This is a genomic window from Solilutibacter pythonis, from assembly GCF_003697345.1.
Taxonomy (GTDB): domain Bacteria; phylum Pseudomonadota; class Gammaproteobacteria; order Xanthomonadales; family Xanthomonadaceae; genus Solilutibacter; species Solilutibacter pythonis.
Genome location: NZ_RFLY01000002.1, coordinates 96,073 through 112,605 on the forward strand (window position 1 = coordinate 96,073; position 16,533 = coordinate 112,605).

Below are 16,533 nucleotides of genomic sequence, written 5' to 3' on the forward strand. Positions count from 1 at the left end.
GCGCGGCGACCTTCAGCAGGCGCCGCGCTGGCCGCCCCGGGCATGACCGATGGCAGGGGGCGGCGCGCGGCGCGGCGGCTATGGTCAGCGGTCGATCCGAACCGGGACAACGAGATGGGCGTGACGCGAAACGGTCTGCACGGTGGCGTACTGGCATTGTGCGTGGGATTGGGCGGGCTGATGGCGCAGCCGCCGGCATCGGCCGAGATGCGGGCGGCGCGCGAGCTGGTCGACGTGGAGATGGCCGCGCGCATCCGCCAGGAGGCATTCCAGCGCTCGCGGGTGATGGAGACGCTGACCCGGCTGACCGAGGACATCGGCCCGCGCTTGACCAATTCCCCGGCCATGAGCCGCGCCAACCAATGGACGATGCGGCAACTGCGCGACTGGGGCCTGTCGAACGTGCATCTGGACGAAGTCGCCGGCCTTGGCCGTGGCTGGGAGTTCAGCGGCGTCAAGGTGGAGATGCTGAGCCCGCGCCGCCTGCCGCTGCACGCGCTGCCTAAAGCGTGGACCCCGGGCACGCCGGGCACGGTGGAGGGCGAGGCGATGGCGCTCAAGCTGGAGAAGACGGCCGACTTGGAGAAATACAAGGGCCAGTTGCGCGGCAGGATTCTGTTCCTGTCCGACGCGCGCGAATACAAGCCCGGCACCGAGCCGGATTTTCACCGCCACGACGAAGCCGGCCTGGCCGAGTTGCAGCGCTTTGCCATCCCGAAGGATCGCCCGGCGCCGGATCGCGCCGCCGAGGTCAAGCGTTTTCGCGAGCGTGCCGAATTCAGCCGCGCGCTCAATCGTTTTCTCGTCGAGGAGGGCGTGCTGGCGACCGTTTCGATCAGCGGCTGGGACAACGGCATCATCCGCGTGGGCGGCGGCGGCTCGCGCAAGGCTGGCGAGCCGGTCGGCGTGCCCGACCTCGTCATGATCGCCGAACACTACAACCCGGTGATGCGCGCGCTGGAGCGCAAGGAAAAAGTGCGGCTGAGACTGGCGGTGGATGCCCGCTTCACCGATACGGACGATCGCTCCGGCTACAACACCATCGCCGAGCTGCCCGGCGGCGGCAGGCGCGAGGAGATCGTCATGCTGGGCGCGCATCTCGACTCCTGGCACACCGGCACCGGCGCGGCGGACAACGCCGCCGGCGTGGCGGTGATGATGGAGGCGATTCGCATCCTCAAGGCGGTCGGCGCCCAGCCGCGCCGCACCATCCGCCTCGGCCTGTGGACGGGCGAGGAGCAGGGCCTGCTCGGCTCCAGCGATTACGTGGCGCGCCATTTCGCCCGCCGTCCCGAGCCGGCCGATCCGGCGGAGCAGGCGTTGCCGGCTTCGCTGCGTGCGCCGACCGGCCCGCTTGCCCGCACCCGCGATCACGGCCGGCTCTCGGCCTACTTCAACATGGACAACGGCAGCGGCAGGATTCGTGGCATCTACGCGCAGGAAAATCTGGCCGCCATGCCGATCTTCGAGGCTTGGCTGAAACCGTTCAACGATGTCGGCGCCAGTGTCGTGGTCAGCCGCAACACCGGCAGCACCGACCACATCCCGTTCGATCGCGTCGGCTTGCCGGGTTTCCAGTTCGTGCAGGATCGTCTCGATTACTTCACCAACGTCCATCACAGCCATCTCGACACCTACGATCACGTTCAGCCCGAAGACCTGAAGCAGGCGGCGGCGGTGATCGCCTTCTTCGCCTGGCAGGCGGCCAATCGCGAAGAGAAATTGCCGCGCAAGCTGTTCGTGGACGAGGCGGCCAAGCCCTGACCCGGCCGGCTTGTCCGTGGCGAGAGGCCTGGCGCGTCCGGCGCGGCGCATGCCCGGGCGTCACCCGGCGGGGCCGGGGGCTTCCAGCACCGCAGGATTTGAAACGTTGGGCTGGATATCCGGCCCCGCGCCGTACGCACGTGCTTCAAGACACGAGACGCCACGCGTATTCCAGAACCTGGGCGAGGGCACCGCGTGCGCTTCAATTTCAATACGCCCCCGGCGCTAGCCATAGCGACAGACCGGCGAGCAGCACGCCGATGCCGGTGGCGGCCAGCACGTCGCTGGGATAGTGCAGGCCCAGCACCACCCGCGAGAGCGCCACGCTGGCGGTGAAGGGGATCAGCAGCCAGGCCAGCGCCGGGTAATAGGCCAGGGCGACGATGGTGAAGGCGACCGCGTGCAGCGTGTGGCCGGAAGGGAAGCTGAACTCGTCCAGCGGGGCCACCCAGGCGCGGATGTGGCGGTCGGCGGCGAATGGGCGTGGGCGTCTGGTCCAGCGCTTCAGCGCCTTGTAGAGCAGCAGCGAGACCGCGCCGACCACGGCCAGGTGGGCCGAGACCTGTAGCCCGCGCAGGCCGTCGATCACGATCATCGCGCCTATCAGCGCGTACCAGAACAGGCCATCGCCGAGCCGGCTGATCGTGGCGAAGTAGGCGCGCGAGCCGCGGAACGCGCCAAGGCCGTTGGCGCGGCGGCACCAATGGCCCTCGCGGCGGGTGAAGCGCCGCCGGCGTCCGCGCGTGGCCGCGTTGGCCCGTGGCCGCAGGGTGTCCGGTGATTCAGGCAGCGCGCGCATACGGGTTCACCTCGGCGCCGACGATGCGTTGCAGAATGTCGTCGAAATCCGCCGCGACTTGCTCCGGCCGCAGCCGCGAGATCGCCTCGCGGGCATTGCGGCCCATTTCGCGGCGGGCGGCGTCATCCAGCGCGATGCGGCAGGCGGCGCGGATGAAGGCGTCGTCATCGCGGCCGCGGATCGAAGCGCCGTGCAGACCGTCCTTCAGGTGCTCGCGGGCGGCCCCGTAGTGGAAGGCCACGGTCGGCACGCCGCTGGCCATCGCCTCGATGGTGACGTTGCCGAAGGTTTCGGAATGGCTGGGGAACAGGAACAGGTCGGCGCTGGCGAAATGGCGCGCGCAGTCTTCGCCGCGCTGGACGCCGCGGATGACGAAATCCGGGTTGTCGCGGGCGATGCCGGCCAGCTCCGGGCCTTCGCCGACCCAGACGAACTTCGCGTCAGGGCGTTGTTTTTGCAGTTCGCGGAAGGCGCGCACCGCCAGCGGCAGGTTCTTCTCGGCGGCTACCCGGCCGACGTAGATCACCGCCAGATCGTCCGGGCCGAGGCCCCATTCGGCGCGCAGTGCGTCGTTGCGCCGGGCCGGGTCGAACAGCGCGGTATCCACCGCGCGCGGCATGTGCGTGACCTGATCGAAACCCAGCCCTTGCAGGAACTCCATCAGCTCGCAGGTCGGGACGATGGTGGCCGCCGAAGTGTTGTGGAAACGGCGCATCCAACGCACCGCCAACGGTTGCAGGAAACCGACGCCGTAATCGCGCATGTATTCGTCGAAGCGGGTATGGAAGCCTGACGAACTGGGGATGCCGAGCTGCGCCGCCACCCGCATCGCCGACCACCCCAGCGGGCCTTCGGTGGCGACGTAGATCGCGTCCGGGCGTTTTTCCCGCCACCGCCTGCGCAGCAGCCGGTTGGCCGGGAAGCCGAAGCGCATGCCGGGATATTTCGGGATTTGCGCGCTCGTGACCAGCGTCTCGTGGGCTTCGGGCAACTGTGCCGGCGATTGTCGCGGCCGCACCACGTCCACTTGGTGGCCGCGTTCGCGCAGTCCGCGCTCCAGGCTTTGTACGGTAAGCGCGACGCCGTTGACCTCCGGCGGGTACGTCTCGGTGACGATGCAGTAGCGCATGGGCAGGCTCCGGTTTCATGAAGCCTGAACAGCGCCGATGACCCGGGAATGGCAGAACCATGACCGCGCGATGAAAGTGTGCGGGCGTTCAACCCGTATGCACGCGCAGCTCGATGCCCAGCGCCTGCATGTCGTCGGGTTCGCCCGACAGGTCGGTTTTCAGCAGGGGACGGGCGTCCAGCCAGCGTTTGGGCAGGCCCAGGGTGAGCTGCGGGCCGTCGGCGCGCAGCTTCAGGCTGGGCAGGTCCACCGCCTCGTGGGAGCGGTGCAGGGCCACCGCCAGCCGCAGCAGCGCGGCGATCCGCTGGGTGCGCAGCAGCAGACGGTCGGGAATCGCCTCGAAGGCGCTCTTCGGGATGCCGCGGCGCTGGCAGCGCACCAGGGCGGCCAGCACCTGCTGCTGCTGGCGGGTGAAGCCGGAGATGTCCGAGTGCTCCAGCAGGTATGCGCCGTGAATGTGGTAGCCGCTGTGGGCGATGGCCAGGCCGATTTCGTGGAGCCAGGCGGCCCAGCCCAGCCTGGCGCGGTCCTCCGGCTCCAGCGTCCAGTTCCGCGCGACCTGATCGAACAGGTGCATCGCCGTGGATTCCACCCGCGCCGCCTGCGCCTCGTCCACGTCGTAGCGCGCCATCAGCAGGTCGATGGCGGCATCGCGCGGGTCTTCGTCGCCGCCGCGGCCGATCATGTCGTAGAGGATGCCCTCGCGCATCGCCGCCCGGCTCACCGCCATGCGCTCGATGCCGAGCGCCTCGAAGGCCGCCTCCAGGATCAGGATGCCGCCGGCGATCACCGGCTTGCGGTCGCCGGACAGGCCGGGCAGGTCGATTCTGTCGATGCTCTCCGCCGCCAGCAGGCGCTCGCGCAGCGGTGCGATGGCCGCCGCGGTGATCGCCCCCTTGGTCAGCTTCATCTCGGCGCAGATTTTGCCGATCGCCTTGATCGTGCCGGAGGAGCCGAGCACGTCGTCCCAGCCGACCGAGCGGTAATGCTGGGCGAACTGCTGGAACTCCGCGCCGATCTCGTCCAGCGCCTGCTTCCATTTCTTGCGTCCGAGCTTGCCGTTGCCGAAGAAGCGGCGGGTGGTGGCGACACAGCCCATCTGCAGGCTTTCCCGCTCGATCGCGTCCAACCCGCTGCCGATGATCGACTCGGTGGAACCGCCGCCGATGTCGATCACCAGCCGCAACTCGCCGGGATTGGACGGTTGCGCGTGCGCGACGCCGAGATAGACCAGGCGCGCTTCCTCGCGTCCGGAAACGATTTCGATGGCATGGCCGAGCGCGCTTTCGGCCGGCATCAGGAAAGCCTGTGGGTCGCGCAACTGGCGCACGGTGTTGGTGGCGATCGCGCGCACCCGCTCCTGGGGAATGTCACGGATGCGCTCGCCGAAGCGCGACAGGCATTCCAGCGCGCGTGAGCGCGCCGGCGCGGACAGCCCGCCGCGGCCATCCAGCCCCTCGGCCATTCGCACCATCTCGCGGATGCGGTCGACCACGCGAAACATTCCCTGGCCGTAGCGCGCCACGATCATGTGGTAGCTGTTGGAACCCATGTCGATGGCGGCCATCAGGTCGCCGTCTTCAAGCGGCAGGGGGGCGCTGAGCGCGGTGCGGCGGAGGCTTGAGGTCATCCGCAGATTTTCGCAAGCAAAGTGGCCTGTGCGGAATGGGGGAGCGCATCTTTTGCCGGTTCGACCCGCCGGTAGGCGCCATCGGCCTGCAATTCCCAGGCGTTCTGGTTGTCGGCCAGATAGTTGTCCAGCGTCTCGGCCTTGACCCGTTTCGCCAGTTCCGCGTCGAGAATCGGGAAGCAGGTTTCCACCCGGCGCAGCAGGTTGCGCTCCAGCCAGTCGGCGCTGGAGCAGAACAGTTCGGGCCGGCCGTCGTTGCCGAACCAGTAGACGCGGTGATGTTCGAGGAACCGCCCGACGATCGAACGCACGCGGATGTTCTCCGACACGCCGGGCACGCCCGGGCGCAAGGTGCAGGCGCCGCGCACGATCAGGTCGATCTCGACCCCGGCCTGCGACGCCCGGTACAGCGCGCGCACCACTTTCGGTTCGTTGAGCGCGTTCATCTTGGCGATGATGCGGCCGGGACGGCCGTGGCGGGCGTGCTCGGCCTCCCGCGCGATCCGTTCCAGCATCCCGGTGTGCAGGGTGAAGGGCGATTGCAGCAGGCGTTTCAGGTGCACCACCGGCGCCAGCCCGGACAGTTGCTGGAATATCTGGTGGACGTCGGCGCCGATCTCCGGGTCGGCGCTCAGCAGGCCGATGTCGGTGTACACCCGCGCGGTGCCGCTGTGGTAGTTGCCGGTGCCCAGGTGCGCGTAGCGCCGTAGGCCCTCGGCCTCGCGCCGTACGATGAGCAGCATCTTGGCGTGGGTCTTGTAGCCGACCACGCCGTACACCACCTGCACGCCGGCCTCCTGCAAGCGGTCGGCCAGGCCGAGGTTCGCTTCCTCGTCGAAGCGCGCGCGCAGCTCCACCACCACGGTGACGTCCTTGCCGTTGCGCGCGGCCTGCACCAGGTGCTCGACGATCGGCGAGTCCTTGCCGGTGCGGTACAGGGTCTGTTTGATCGCCAGCACGGCCGGGTCTTCGGCGGCCTCGCGGATCAGCTCCAGCACCGGGTTGAACGAATCGAAGGGATGGTGCAGCAGCAGATCGCCGCGCGCCACGCGGGCGAACACCGTCTCGGCGTCGTCCAGTACGCGGGGGTGCATGGGCGGGAATTTCAGCTCCGGCCGGCGCACCGCGTCGTAGACCTGGATCACGCGGTTGAGGTTGACCGGCCCGTCGATCCGGTAGACCGCGTTCTCGGTCAGTTCGAAGTTCTCCAGCAGCATCTGCACGATGTCGGGCGGGCAGGTCGCGGCGATTTCCAGCCGCATCGCGCGCAGATAGCCGCGGCCGATCAGCTCGTCGCGCAACGCCAGCGCCAGATTGTCCATGTCCTCCTCGTCCACGATCAGCTCGGAATTGCGCGTCACGCGGAATTGGTAGGCGCCCTTGACCCGCATCCCCGGAAACAATTCGTCCATGAAGGCCGAGAGCAGGGAGGAGAGGAAGACGAAATCGTGGAAGCGGTCGCCGTCGCCATCGGCGTCGGGCAGGCGGATGATGCGCGGTAGCGAGCGCGGCGCGCGCACGATGGCTAGATGCGCCTCGCGGCCGAAGGCGTCGCGGCCTTCCAGGCGCACGGCGATGTTGAGCGATTTGTTGAGGATCTTCGGGAACGGGTGGGCTGGGTCCAGGCCCAGCGGCGAGAGCACCGGCATGATCTCGCGGCGGAAGTACTCGCGCAGCCATTCGGTCTGTTCCGGCGTCCATTCCGAGCGATCCAGCAGGCGGATGCCCTCGGCTTCCAGCGCTGGGCGCAGTTCGTCGTAGAAACAGCGGTACTGGGCGTCCACCAGCTCGGCGGCGCGGTCGTGGATGCGGGTCAGGATGCTGCCGTGCGAGAGGCCGTCGGCGCCGCGGCCGATACCGAGATCCTGCGCGTGGCGCACGGTGGCGGCGCGGATCTCGAAGAATTCGTCCAGGTTGGTGCAGGAGATGCACAGGTAGCGCAGGCGCTCCAGCAGCGGTACGTCGGGATTGCGCGCCTGCGCCAGTACGCGGAAGTTGAAATCGAGCTGGGACAGTTCGCGGTTGAAGTACAGCGTCGGATCGTCGAGATCGACGCCGGTGGCGTGGGGGGCGGCGTTCATTGCATCGGGCTCGGGTGAGGGGGGGCGGGGGTCGCCGCCGCGTTGCGGCGCGGGTGCGCCCGTTCGCGCGGGAGCACGCAGGAAAACACGCTGCCGCGCCCGACCTCGCTTTCGATGTCCAGACGGGCGCCGTGCAGGCCGAGCACGTGCTTGACGATGGCAAGGCCAAGCCCGGTGCCGCCGGTTTCGCGCGAGCGGCTGGTCGAGACGCGGTAGAAGCGCTCGGTCAGGCGCGGGATGTGCTGGGCCGGGATGCCGTAGCCGCTGTCGCGCACGCGCAGCGCCACATCGCCATTCACGGGTTCGAAGAGGATCTCGATGTGGCCGCCGACCGGGGTATAGCGTACGGCGTTGCTGACCAGGTTGGAGAAGGCGCTATGCAGCTCCTTGGTGGATCCCCAGAGATCGACGCTGGCGTCGTCGCGCAGGCTGATCCGGTGGCGGCCCTGGCTCAACGCCTCGGCCTCGCGGCGCAGCGCCACGAGCATCGGCGCCATCGATACCACTTCGTCCGGCGAGCGTTCGTGGGCGTCCAGCCGTGAGAGCGTGAGCAAGTCCTCGACCAACTGGTTCATGCGTTCGGACTGCTTGCGCATCTCCGGCACGATGCCATGCCATTCGGCGTTCTCGTCCGGCTCTAGCATGTCCAGGTAGCCGTGCAGCACGGTCAGCGGCGTGCGCAGCTCGTGCGAGACGTTGGCGACGAAATCGCGGCGTACCTGTTCCAGCCGCATCAGTTTGCTGACATCGCGCGCCACCAGCAGCCACAGCTCCTCTGAATACGGGATCAGGCGCAGGGTTAGGCGGATCGAGGGGTTGGCCGGCGAGGATTCGTCCAGCAGTATCTCGGCGTGGCGGCCGTTGGCCAGCCAGTTCGGCACCGACAGGCCGGACAGCACGGGGCCGAGCGGGATGCCGAGGTCGCGCGGCCAGGCCAGGCCGAGCAGGCGCTCGGCCGACTTGTTGAACCATTGCGCGCGCTGGGTATTGCGGTCCACCACGACGATGGCGTCGGGCAGGGCGGCGGTGGCGGCGCGGTAGGCGCGCAGCATCGAGATCAGTCGCCGTTTGCGCGCCCGCATCTCCCGCTGGGAGCGCGAGAGCAGCCGATCCAGCTCGTTCCAGATACCGTTGCCTTCAGGGGGAGGCAAGCGCTGGCGCGCGGTCAGCCGGGCCAGGATGCCGTGCAGGCGCCAGTAATGCCAGACCAGCACGCCGAGCGCGGCGATCGCCAGCGCCATCCAGAAACGCCCGATGGCCAGCCCGAACAGGGCGGCCATGACCAGCACCAGCGCCAGCGTGCCGAGCGTCTTCTGCCAGGCCTCGCGGGCGGCGCTGCGGGTCATCCGATCGAGGTCGAGAAGCGGTAGCCGGCGCCGCGCACGGTCTGCACCATGTTGTCCAGGCCGAATGGTTCCAGGGTCTTGCGCAGGCGGCGGATGTGCACGTCCACGGTGCGTTCCTCCACGTACACGCTGCCGCCCCATACGTGGTCGAGCAATTGCGAGCGGGTGTAGACGCGTTCGGAATGGGTCATGAAGAAGTGCAACAGCCGGTATTCGGTGGGGCCGATCTGCACCGGCACCGCCTCGCCGCCGTTGTCGGCGAATACGCGATGGGCCGCCCCGTCGATGCGCAATTGACCGACGCTGACGTTGCCTTCCTCGTCGTCCTCGCGCGAGCGCCGCATGACCGCGCGGATGCGGGCCAGCAGCTCGCGCGCCGAGAACGGTTTGACGACGTAATCGTCCACGCCGGCTTCCAGCCCGCTGACCCGGTCGTTTTCCTCGCCGCGGGCGGTCAGCATGATGATCGGCACGTCGCGGGTCATGCTGTCCTTGCGCCAGCGACGGGCCAGATCCAGGCCGCTGGTGCCGGGCAGCATCCAGTCCAGCAGGATCAGGTCGGGGCGGTGGTCGGCGATGGCGGTCTGCGCCTCGCGGGCGTCACCGGCGTGGATCGGTTCGTATTCGCCCTTGCGGAGCGCGAAAGCCACCATGTCGCGGATGGCGGGTTCGTCGTCGACGATGAGGATGCGTTTCTGCACGGATTTTCCAACCAGAAGAGCGGGCAATGGCAGTAAACGACAATTCGGTGACTATTCCGTGACAATTATGACGGCATCGCCGGGCGTATGGTGGCGTGCGCATTCAGCCGCCATCGGCCGGGAAGGGGCCTGGCGCGTCCGGGCTCCATGCCGCCCGTCCGGGGTCAGCGCAGCCTCTCCATCATCAGTGTGATGGCGGCGATGCGGGCATCGATGCGGGTGCGGGCGTAATAGTCCAGGTCCGGGCGGCGACGCAGGGTGTCGAGCTGGAGCAGCGCGTTCTCGGCGTTGCCGGTCAGGAATTCGGCTTCAGCATACGCCTCGCCGGCGCGTATGTTGTCGCCGGCGATTTCGTTGGCGCGGGCGAAGGCGCGCTGGAAGTCGGGATCGTCGCCGGCGCCGCCCAACAGCGGGCGCAGTATCGTCAGCGCGCGGCGACCGGCCTCGGCATCGTTGCGCTCGGTCAGCAGCCGGGCCCAGATCACCGCCACCGCCCGGTCGGCGGGAAAGCGCGCGCGCAGGCGTTCGAAGCGCTCGTCGGCCGCCGTGGTCTGGCCGCCGCGGGCCTCGGCCTCGGCCATCGCCAGTTGCAACCAGCGCTCGCCGGGATGCTTGTCGAGCAATGTGCTCAACGTTTGCCGGGCCGCTTTGGTTTGGTTGCTGCCCAGCTGTGCGAGCGCCAGCCCGTACTGGCCGGCTTCGTCCAGCGGCTTTTGGCGCGACAGGCGCTCGTATTCGGTCAACGCTTCGCGCGGGCTGCGCGCGCTCAGCACGCGCAGGCGCTCGCGCGCCCAGGCGAAGTCGCCGCTGGCGCCGCCGCCTTGTTCGATCCGCAGCCGCAGCCCGGCGGGCAGCAATGGATTGTCGCTGACCGACAGCGCGCCATGGGTGAGGGGCGCGCGTTCGACCCGGCCGGCGCGCTCCTTGGCCTCGGCGATGCGCAGTGTGGTGACCGGGTGGGTCATTAGGTAATCGGGCACCCGCGATTCCTCGCTGCCGCGGTTGGCGCGGGTGGCCGCCTGCATGCGCTCGAACATGTTGGCCATCGCTTTCGGGTCGTAGCCGCCGCGGGCAAGCGTGCGGATGCCGAGACGGTCGGCCTCGGATTCGTTGCTGCGGGTGTAATCGATCTGGCGCTGGATCATCAGCCCCTGCGCGCCGAGCACCGCGGCCATCGCGGCATTGCCCGATGAACTGCTGTTGGACGACTGCGCGGCGGCGATCGCCGCGAGCATGCCGAGCAGGATTGGCACCTGGTCGCGCTGCGCCCGTTCGACCGCGCGCAGTACGTGGGTCTGGGTGACGTGGGCGATTTCGTGGCTGAGCACGCCGGCCAGCTCGTCTTCGCGCTCGGACATCAGGATCAGCCCGGCGTTCACCCCGATGTAGCCGCCGAGGGTGGCGAAGGCGTTGATCTGGCGATCCTTCAGCAGGAAGAAGGTGAAGGGCTGGTCGGGGCGGTCGCTGGCCGCGCCCAGACGCTGGCCGACGCCTTGTAGCCACTGGTTGAGCAGCGGATCGTTGAGCGTGTAATTGCGGTGGCGCAGTTGCGAAAGCAGCATCGTGCCGTATTCGCGCTGCTGCGCCGGCGACAGCACGCGTCCGGCCGACGACCCCATGTCGGGCAATCGCGCCTCCTGCGCGGTGGCCGTGGCCAGGCCCGCCACGCAAGCCAGGACGAGCAGGGCCGGGCGGAGTTTCGATGCGATTTCGCTCATTCGCCAAGCATGCCCGGGGGCCACGTCGGCGGCGTGAATTGCGCGTTAATCGCGGGCTGCTTATGGTGGCGGTTTCCCACTCGTTACGGAGCGCCGCATGGCCCGGCCCGAAATCGTCGTCTACACCACTTTGGTCTGCCCGTATTGCGTGGCGGCCAAGAACTTCCTGAAGAGCAAGGGGCTCGAATGGCAGGAGGTGCGCATCGACCAGGATCCGGCCGAGCGCGAGCGGATGGTGGCGAAGGCCAAGCGCACCAGCGTGCCGCAGATATTCGTCGGCGAGGTGCATGTGGGGGGCTACGACGACATGATGGCCCTGCACCGGGCAGGCGGGTTCGAGCCGCTACTGGGCGAACGGGCGTGAGCGTGGAACCCGGCGAGAGCGACCAGGATCGCGTCGCCGCCTTCACCACCTTCCGCCAGCGCATGAACGAGCGCATCCTGGCCGAGCCGAACCAGGTGGTGCGGCGTTTCTTCGCGCTCGATACCCAGGCCTACCAGTCCGGCGCGCTGGACGTGAAGACGAAGGAACTGTGCGGGCTGGTGGCCTCGCTGGTGCTGCGCTGCGATGACTGCATCGCCTACCACGTCGCCCAGTGCCGCGAGGCCGGGGTGGATCGGGAGGAAATGTTCGAGGTGTTTTCGGTCGGCTTGGTGGTGGGGGGCAGCATCGTCATTCCGCATCTGCGCCGTGCGGTGGATTTCCTCGACCAATTGGAGTCGGGGCGGGTCGAACCGCCGGCCGGACATGCGCACGGCGATTGAATCTCGTCCGGCTGGAAAGCGCGCGGGTGGCCCCGCGGCCATCGTTGGATACGTGCTTCGATGCGGAGCTTCGGGCTGCGCGGCATAATAGCGAGTTGACCGATTAACTCCGCGCCGGCTCCGCACGCTGGCCCCAACGCAGGAAACACCCCACATGACGCATACCATCACCGTGATCCGCGGCGACGGCATCGGCCCGGAAATCATGGCCGCCACGCTGCACGTCCTCGACCAGATGAACCTCGGTCTCCGCTACGAAGAGGCCGATGCCGGCCTGGTGGCGATGGAAAAACACGGTGAGCTGCTGCCACAGGCCACGCTGGACTCGATTGCCAAGAACAAGGTGGCGCTGAAGTCGCCGCTGACCACGCCGGTGGGCGAGGGCTTTTCCTCGATCAACGTGCAGTTGCGTCGTCACTTCGACCTGTATGCCAACGTGCGGCCGGCCAAGAGCTTCCCCAACACCCAGTCGCGCTTCGCCTCGGGCGTGGATCTCATCACCGTGCGGGAGAACACCGAAGGCGCGTACTCCGGCGAAGGCCAGCAGGTCAGCGAGGATGGCGAGGTCGCCACCCTGGTGCAGAAGATCACCCACCGCGGTTCCGAGCGCATCGTCCGCTACGCCTTCGAGCTGGCCCGCAAGACGGGGCGGAAGAAGGTCACGGTGGTGCACAAGGCCAACATCCTGAAATCCACCAGCGGCCTGTTCCTCAAGACCGCGCGCGAAGTGGCCGCGCAGTATCCCGACATCGAGGTCAACGAGATGATCGTGGACAACACCTGCATGCAACTGGTGATGCGCCCGGAGCAGTTCGACGTCATCGTCACCACCAACCTGTTCGGCGACATCATTTCCGATCTCTGCGCCGGTCTGGTCGGTGGCCTCGGCCTGGCACCGGGTGCCAACATCGGCGAGAACGCGGCGATCTTCGAGGCCGTGCACGGTTCCGCGCCGGACATCGCCGGCAAGGGCGTGGCCAATCCGTGCGCCTTGCTGCTTGGCGCGGCGCAAATGCTGGATCATCTCGCCATGCCGCAGGAAGCCGAGCGGCTGCGCAAGGCGATCGTCGCCACGCTGGAGGCGCGCGACCAGCTGACGCCGGATCTCGGCGGCACCGGCTCCACGATGAGTTTTGCCGGGGCGATCGCCTCTCGGTTGTGATCCGGGCGGCATCGTGATTCACGGGACGGGACGCTTCGGCGTCCCGTTCGCGTTTCGCGGCAGCCGGGATGACAGGGATGACAGGGATGACAGGGATGACAGGGATGACAGGGATGACAGGGATGACAGGGATGACAGGGATGACAGGGATGACAGGGATGACAGGGATGACAGGGATGACAGGGATGACAGGGAGCCGCGCGGCTGGACATGGCCGCCGCCGGTGTCGACAATGCTGAATCCATCCTTTTATTCGGATAGTGCGATGAATCTGAAACCCGGTGCCGCCGCATTGTTGCCGCTGCTGCTGTTCCTCGCCTTGTTCTTCGGCGCCGGCGTGTATTTCACCGCGCAGGGCGATCCGATGGGTTTCTACGCCTTGCGCGCGCCGGTGGCGATCCTGCCGGCGCTGGCGTTGGCGGCGTGGTGGGCGCGCCGGCGCGGGGTCGATGCCGGTCGCGCGCTGCTCTCGGGCATGGGCGATTCCAACGTCATGCTGATGTGCCTGATCTTCCTGCTGGCCGGCGCGTTCGCCGCAGTGACCAAGGCGGTCGGCGCGGTCGATGCGGTGGTCGCGCTCGGCATCGGTCATCTGCCGCCCGCGCTGGTGCTGCCGGGGCTGTTCGTGGTCGCCGGGTTCATCTCGCTGGCGATCGGCAGCTCCATGGGCACGTTGGCAGCGGTGGTGCCGATCGCGCTCGGCGTGGCCGAGGCGGCGGGGTTGCCGCTGGCGTTGGTGGTGGCCAGCGCGGTCGGCGGGGCGATGTTCGGTGACAACCTTTCGGTGATTTCCGATACCACCATCGCCGCCACCCGCACCCAGGGCGCGGAGATGAAGGACAAGTTTCGCGAGAACCTGAAGATCGCGTTGCCGGCCGCCGTCGCCACCGTGCTGCTCCTGGCCGCGCAAGGCGGCGAGGGCGGTGGCCATGCGCCGCAGGCCGCCGCTTCGCCGTGGCTGGTGACGCCGTACCTGCTGGTGCTGGTGATGGCGGTATCCGGTCTCAACGTGCTGGTCGTGCTCGGGGTCGGTATCGTCGCCGCGGCGTTGGCCGGTGTGCTTTACGGCGCTCAGGGCTATGACGTGGTCAGGTGGACCAACGACATATGGAGCGGCTTCGAAGGGATGACCGAGATACTGCTACTGTCGATCCTGATTGGCGGCCTGGCCGAGCTGACCCGCGCAAGCGGCGGGCTGGCCTGGATATCGGAGAAAATCGCCCGGCTCGCGGGCGGTCGTCGCGGACCGCGCAGTGGCGAACTCGGTATCGCCGCGCTTTCCACCGCCACCGATGTCTTCACCGCCAATAACACCGTCGCCATCCTGGTCAGCGGCCCGCTGGCGAAAGACATTGCCGGCCAGCACGGTGTCAGTCCGCGCCGTGCCGCCAGCCTGCTCGATATCTACAGTTGCGTGGCGCAGGGCTTGATCCCGTGGGGCGCACAGATATTGCTGGCGGCATCGCTGGCGGGTGTTTCGCCGCTGTCGATCGCCGGCCAGGTCTGGTATTGCTGGTTGCTTGGCGTCGTCGCGCTCGGCTTTATGTTGTGGCCGCGCCGCGCCGACGTACTGCCGGAAACGAAAGAGGCCGCCTGATCGGCGGCCTCGTCATCGCGGAAGTTCGGGTATCAGTTTCGCGATTGCAGCTTGGATAGCAGGCGCAGGAATTCGATGTAGAGCCAGACCAGCGTGACCATCAGGCCGAATGCGCCGTACCATTCCATGTACTTCGGCGCGCCCTGTTCGACGCCGGTTTCGATGAAGTCGAAATCCAGCACCAGGTTGAGCGCGGCGACCACCACCACGAACAGGCTGAAACCGATGCCGATGATGCCGGAGTCGTGGATCATCGGAATCTTGACGCCGAAGAAGCCCAGCGCGATCGTCGCCAGATAGACGAGGAAAATGCCGCCGGTGGCCGCCACCACGCCCAGTTTGAAGTTCTCGGTGGCCTTGATCAGGCCCGAGCGGTAGGCGAACAGTAGTGCGAACAGGGTGCCGAAGGTCAGCAGCACGGCCTGGAACACGATGCCTTCGAAGCGCGCGTTGTAGATCGCCGAGATACTGCCGAGGAAGAAGCCCTCGACCAGTGCATACAGCGGCGCGGTGATCGGCGACCATGTTTTCTTGAACACGGTGATCATCGCCAGCACGAAACCGCCGATGGCGCCGCCCCAGACGTAGGCCATCGCCCCGGGGGCCAACTGGCCGTCGGCGCCAAGCGTACGCGACCAGGCGAAGGCGGCGGTCAGTACCGCCAAAAACAGCAGCAGGCCGGTCTTGTGGACGGTGCCGTTGAGCGTCATTGCGTCGGCGTCGCGGGTGATGACCGAACCGGTGCCGAGGTCGAGGAAGGTGGATTCCTTGAGGGCGGGATTGCCGCTGCGAAGCATGTGTGTCCCCTTTGCAGGCCGATGGATGTGTTGACCGCCAAGGATACACGGGCGCCATGAGCGTTTTCCCGCGGAGAGCGTTTGACAGTGCGTGCCGCAGGCCGGACAATGCTCGGCCTTCGCGGCGTCCAGCGGCATCGGGCCGGCGCGGAGCGCGGTTCTCCGGCGGGGTATAGCGCAGTCTGGTAGCGCGCCTGCTTTGGGAGCAGGATGTCGGGGGTTCGAATCCCTCTACCCCGACCATCCGGTCAAGGGTCGTGCGACAATCCGCAGCGAGCGCCCGTAGCTCAATCGGATAGAGCACCGGCCTTCTAAGCCGGTGGTTGCAGGTTCGATTCCTGCCGGGCGCGCCAGTCTCTGGCGGACCGTGCCGGTTTCTGTGGTGGCTGTAGCTCAGTTGGTTAGAGTACTGGATTGTGATTCCAGTGGTCGGGGGTTCGAATCCCCTCAGCCACCCCACTTACTTCCTCGTGAAGTCCTTCGGAAACGATGGGTTGGGCCGGAGATCCATCCGGCGTCGAGGGAGTTTGCGTTGTGGATTTATTCCGATAACGGATGGGCGGCGGCATTTCCTCATCCACCACTTGGCGGTTTTTGTTGCGGGATTGAAATCCTCTGCTACAATCTCCCGCTCGGGCCGTTAGCTCAGTTGGTAGAGCAGCTGACTCTTAATCAGTAGGTCCAAGGTTCGAATCCTTGACGGCCCACCATCTTTAAAAGCACCCAGTGAATCGGGTGCTTTTTTCTTGTTGGGCATGGAGAATGCCATCGGGCGGGGCGGGGCGGGGCGGGGCGGTTCGGTGCGAGGCTCGAATCCTTGGGCCGCCGCCTCTGGAAAGTGCCGGCATGGCACGGTGTTTTTCCCGTCGGTGGGGATAGACTTGCCGTATCGCGAAAGTGGCGGAATTGGTAGACGCCCTGGATTTAGGTTCCAGTTCCCGAAAGGGAGTGCGGGTTCGAGTCCCGCCTTTCGCACCATTGTTTTTTCCGGGTGATCTCCAGCGCGGGGTCGGCGAAGCCGTCCGGCCAATACCCGCGCGCGAC

Annotated in this window: 13 protein-coding genes and 5 tRNA genes; 10 read left to right on the plus strand and 8 right to left on the minus strand. The window is 67.4% G+C overall.

Features of this window, described 5'->3' with window-relative positions:
* Positions 1 to 114: 114 nt before the first annotated feature.
* Positions 115 to 1,764 carry a M20/M25/M40 family metallo-hydrolase gene (locus EBB59_RS01890; protein ID WP_425451782.1) on the plus strand — a complete coding sequence of 550 codons (1,650 nt, stop codon included), beginning with the start codon at positions 115 to 117 and terminating at the stop codon, positions 1,762 to 1,764.
* 208 nt (positions 1,765 to 1,972) lie between these two features.
* Here the strand turns inward: EBB59_RS01890 and EBB59_RS01895 are convergent, their stop codons facing one another.
* The 7 genes from EBB59_RS01895 to EBB59_RS01925 all read right to left on the minus strand — a co-directional run bounded on the left by EBB59_RS01895 (position 1,973) and on the right by EBB59_RS01925 (position 11,168).
* Positions 1,973 to 2,563 (minus strand): phosphatase PAP2 family protein, encoded by a 591-nt coding sequence (locus tag EBB59_RS01895; protein WP_122100456.1) that lies wholly within the window; start codon positions 2,561 to 2,563, stop codon positions 1,973 to 1,975.
* Positions 2,547 to 3,692, minus strand: coding sequence for a glycosyltransferase family 4 protein (locus EBB59_RS01900; RefSeq protein ID WP_122100457.1), 1,146 nt, complete (start codon positions 3,690 to 3,692; stop codon positions 2,547 to 2,549). Before EBB59_RS01900 ends, EBB59_RS01895 begins: the two co-directional genes overlap by 17 nt.
* Before the next feature lie 88 nt (positions 3,693 to 3,780).
* A complete protein-coding gene (gene ppx / locus EBB59_RS01905) occupies positions 3,781 to 5,322 on the minus strand; it encodes an exopolyphosphatase (RefSeq protein WP_122100458.1) in 1,542 nt (513 codons plus the stop codon).
* Positions 5,319 to 7,403 carry a polyphosphate kinase 1 gene (gene ppk1, locus EBB59_RS01910; RefSeq protein WP_122100459.1) on the minus strand — a complete coding sequence of 695 codons (2,085 nt, stop codon included), beginning with the start codon at positions 7,401 to 7,403 and terminating at the stop codon, positions 5,319 to 5,321. Before ppk1 ends, ppx begins: the two co-directional genes overlap by 4 nt.
* Positions 7,400 to 8,749, minus strand: coding sequence for a phosphate regulon sensor histidine kinase PhoR (gene phoR, locus EBB59_RS01915; RefSeq protein ID WP_122100460.1), 1,350 nt, complete (start codon positions 8,747 to 8,749; stop codon positions 7,400 to 7,402). Before phoR ends, ppk1 begins: the two co-directional genes overlap by 4 nt.
* Positions 8,746 to 9,450, minus strand: coding sequence for a phosphate regulon transcriptional regulator PhoB (gene phoB / locus EBB59_RS01920; RefSeq protein WP_122100461.1), 705 nt, complete (start codon positions 9,448 to 9,450; stop codon positions 8,746 to 8,748). The genes phoR and phoB overlap by 4 nt, the downstream gene beginning before the upstream one ends.
* A gap of 164 nt (positions 9,451 to 9,614) precedes the next feature.
* Positions 9,615 to 11,168 (minus strand): M48 family metalloprotease, encoded by a 1,554-nt coding sequence (locus EBB59_RS01925; RefSeq protein WP_122100462.1) that lies wholly within the window; start codon positions 11,166 to 11,168, stop codon positions 9,615 to 9,617.
* 97 nt (positions 11,169 to 11,265) lie between these two features.
* Between EBB59_RS01925 and grxC the strand changes: the two genes are divergently transcribed.
* The 4 genes from grxC to EBB59_RS01945 all read left to right on the plus strand — a co-directional run bounded on the left by grxC (position 11,266) and on the right by EBB59_RS01945 (position 14,692).
* On the plus strand, positions 11,266 to 11,532 hold the full coding sequence (gene grxC / locus EBB59_RS01930) for a glutaredoxin 3 (protein ID WP_122100463.1): 267 nt from the start codon (positions 11,266 to 11,268) through the stop codon (positions 11,530 to 11,532).
* A gap of 62 nt (positions 11,533 to 11,594) precedes the next feature.
* On the plus strand, positions 11,595 to 11,933 hold the full coding sequence (locus EBB59_RS01935) for a carboxymuconolactone decarboxylase family protein (protein ID WP_122100567.1): 339 nt from the start codon (positions 11,595 to 11,597) through the stop codon (positions 11,931 to 11,933).
* A gap of 154 nt (positions 11,934 to 12,087) precedes the next feature.
* Positions 12,088 to 13,095, plus strand: coding sequence for an isocitrate dehydrogenase (locus EBB59_RS01940; protein WP_122100464.1), 1,008 nt, complete (start codon positions 12,088 to 12,090; stop codon positions 13,093 to 13,095).
* 265 nt (positions 13,096 to 13,360) lie between these two features.
* Positions 13,361 to 14,692, plus strand: a complete 1,332-nt coding sequence (locus tag EBB59_RS01945; protein ID WP_122100465.1) for a Na+/H+ antiporter NhaC family protein — start codon at positions 13,361 to 13,363, stop codon at positions 14,690 to 14,692.
* 32 nt (positions 14,693 to 14,724) lie between these two features.
* Here EBB59_RS01945 and EBB59_RS01950 read toward each other — a convergent pair whose 3' ends face one another.
* Positions 14,725 to 15,489 (minus strand): Bax inhibitor-1/YccA family protein, encoded by a 765-nt coding sequence (locus EBB59_RS01950; RefSeq protein ID WP_122100466.1) that lies wholly within the window; start codon positions 15,487 to 15,489, stop codon positions 14,725 to 14,727.
* 166 nt (positions 15,490 to 15,655) lie between these two features.
* Between EBB59_RS01950 and EBB59_RS01955 the strand changes: the two genes are divergently transcribed.
* From EBB59_RS01955 to EBB59_RS01975, 5 genes are all read left to right on the plus strand, one after another.
* Positions 15,656 to 15,732, plus strand: a tRNA-Pro gene (locus EBB59_RS01955).
* A 33-nt stretch (positions 15,733 to 15,765) separates the two neighbouring features.
* Positions 15,766 to 15,842, plus strand: a tRNA-Arg gene (locus EBB59_RS01960).
* Between the two features lie 29 nt (positions 15,843 to 15,871).
* Positions 15,872 to 15,948, plus strand: a tRNA-His gene (locus tag EBB59_RS01965).
* Between the two features lie 175 nt (positions 15,949 to 16,123).
* Positions 16,124 to 16,199 (plus strand) — tRNA-Lys (locus EBB59_RS01970).
* A 181-nt stretch (positions 16,200 to 16,380) separates the two neighbouring features.
* Positions 16,381 to 16,467 (plus strand) — tRNA-Leu (locus EBB59_RS01975).
* Positions 16,468 to 16,533 lie beyond the last annotated feature (66 nt).

Excerpts from the sequence above, each read along its gene's own strand:
- EBB59_RS01925 (WP_122100462.1), bottom strand. The coding sequence starts at position 11,168 with ATGAGCGAAATCGCATCGAAACTCCGCCCGGCCCTGCTCGTCCTGGCT.
- EBB59_RS01940 (WP_122100464.1), top strand. The coding sequence starts at position 12,088 with ATGACGCATACCATCACCGTGATCCGCGGCGACGGCATCGGCCCGGAA.
- EBB59_RS01950 (WP_122100466.1), bottom strand. The coding sequence starts at position 15,489 with ATGCTTCGCAGCGGCAATCCCGCCCTCAAGGAATCCACCTTCCTCGAC.
- EBB59_RS01895 (WP_122100456.1), bottom strand. The coding sequence starts at position 2,563 with ATGCGCGCGCTGCCTGAATCACCGGACACCCTGCGGCCACGGGCCAAC.
- EBB59_RS01935 (WP_122100567.1), top strand. The coding sequence starts at position 11,595 with ATGAACGAGCGCATCCTGGCCGAGCCGAACCAGGTGGTGCGGCGTTTC.
- ppk1 (WP_122100459.1), bottom strand. The coding sequence starts at position 7,403 with ATGAACGCCGCCCCCCACGCCACCGGCGTCGATCTCGACGATCCGACG.
- ppx (WP_122100458.1), bottom strand. The coding sequence starts at position 5,322 with ATGACCTCAAGCCTCCGCCGCACCGCGCTCAGCGCCCCCCTGCCGCTT.
- grxC (WP_122100463.1), top strand. The coding sequence starts at position 11,266 with ATGGCCCGGCCCGAAATCGTCGTCTACACCACTTTGGTCTGCCCGTAT.
- phoR (WP_122100460.1), bottom strand. The coding sequence starts at position 8,749 with ATGACCCGCAGCGCCGCCCGCGAGGCCTGGCAGAAGACGCTCGGCACG.
- EBB59_RS01890 (WP_425451782.1), top strand. The coding sequence starts at position 115 with ATGGGCGTGACGCGAAACGGTCTGCACGGTGGCGTACTGGCATTGTGC.
- EBB59_RS01900 (WP_122100457.1), bottom strand. The coding sequence starts at position 3,692 with ATGCGCTACTGCATCGTCACCGAGACGTACCCGCCGGAGGTCAACGGC.
- EBB59_RS01945 (WP_122100465.1), top strand. The coding sequence starts at position 13,361 with ATGAATCTGAAACCCGGTGCCGCCGCATTGTTGCCGCTGCTGCTGTTC.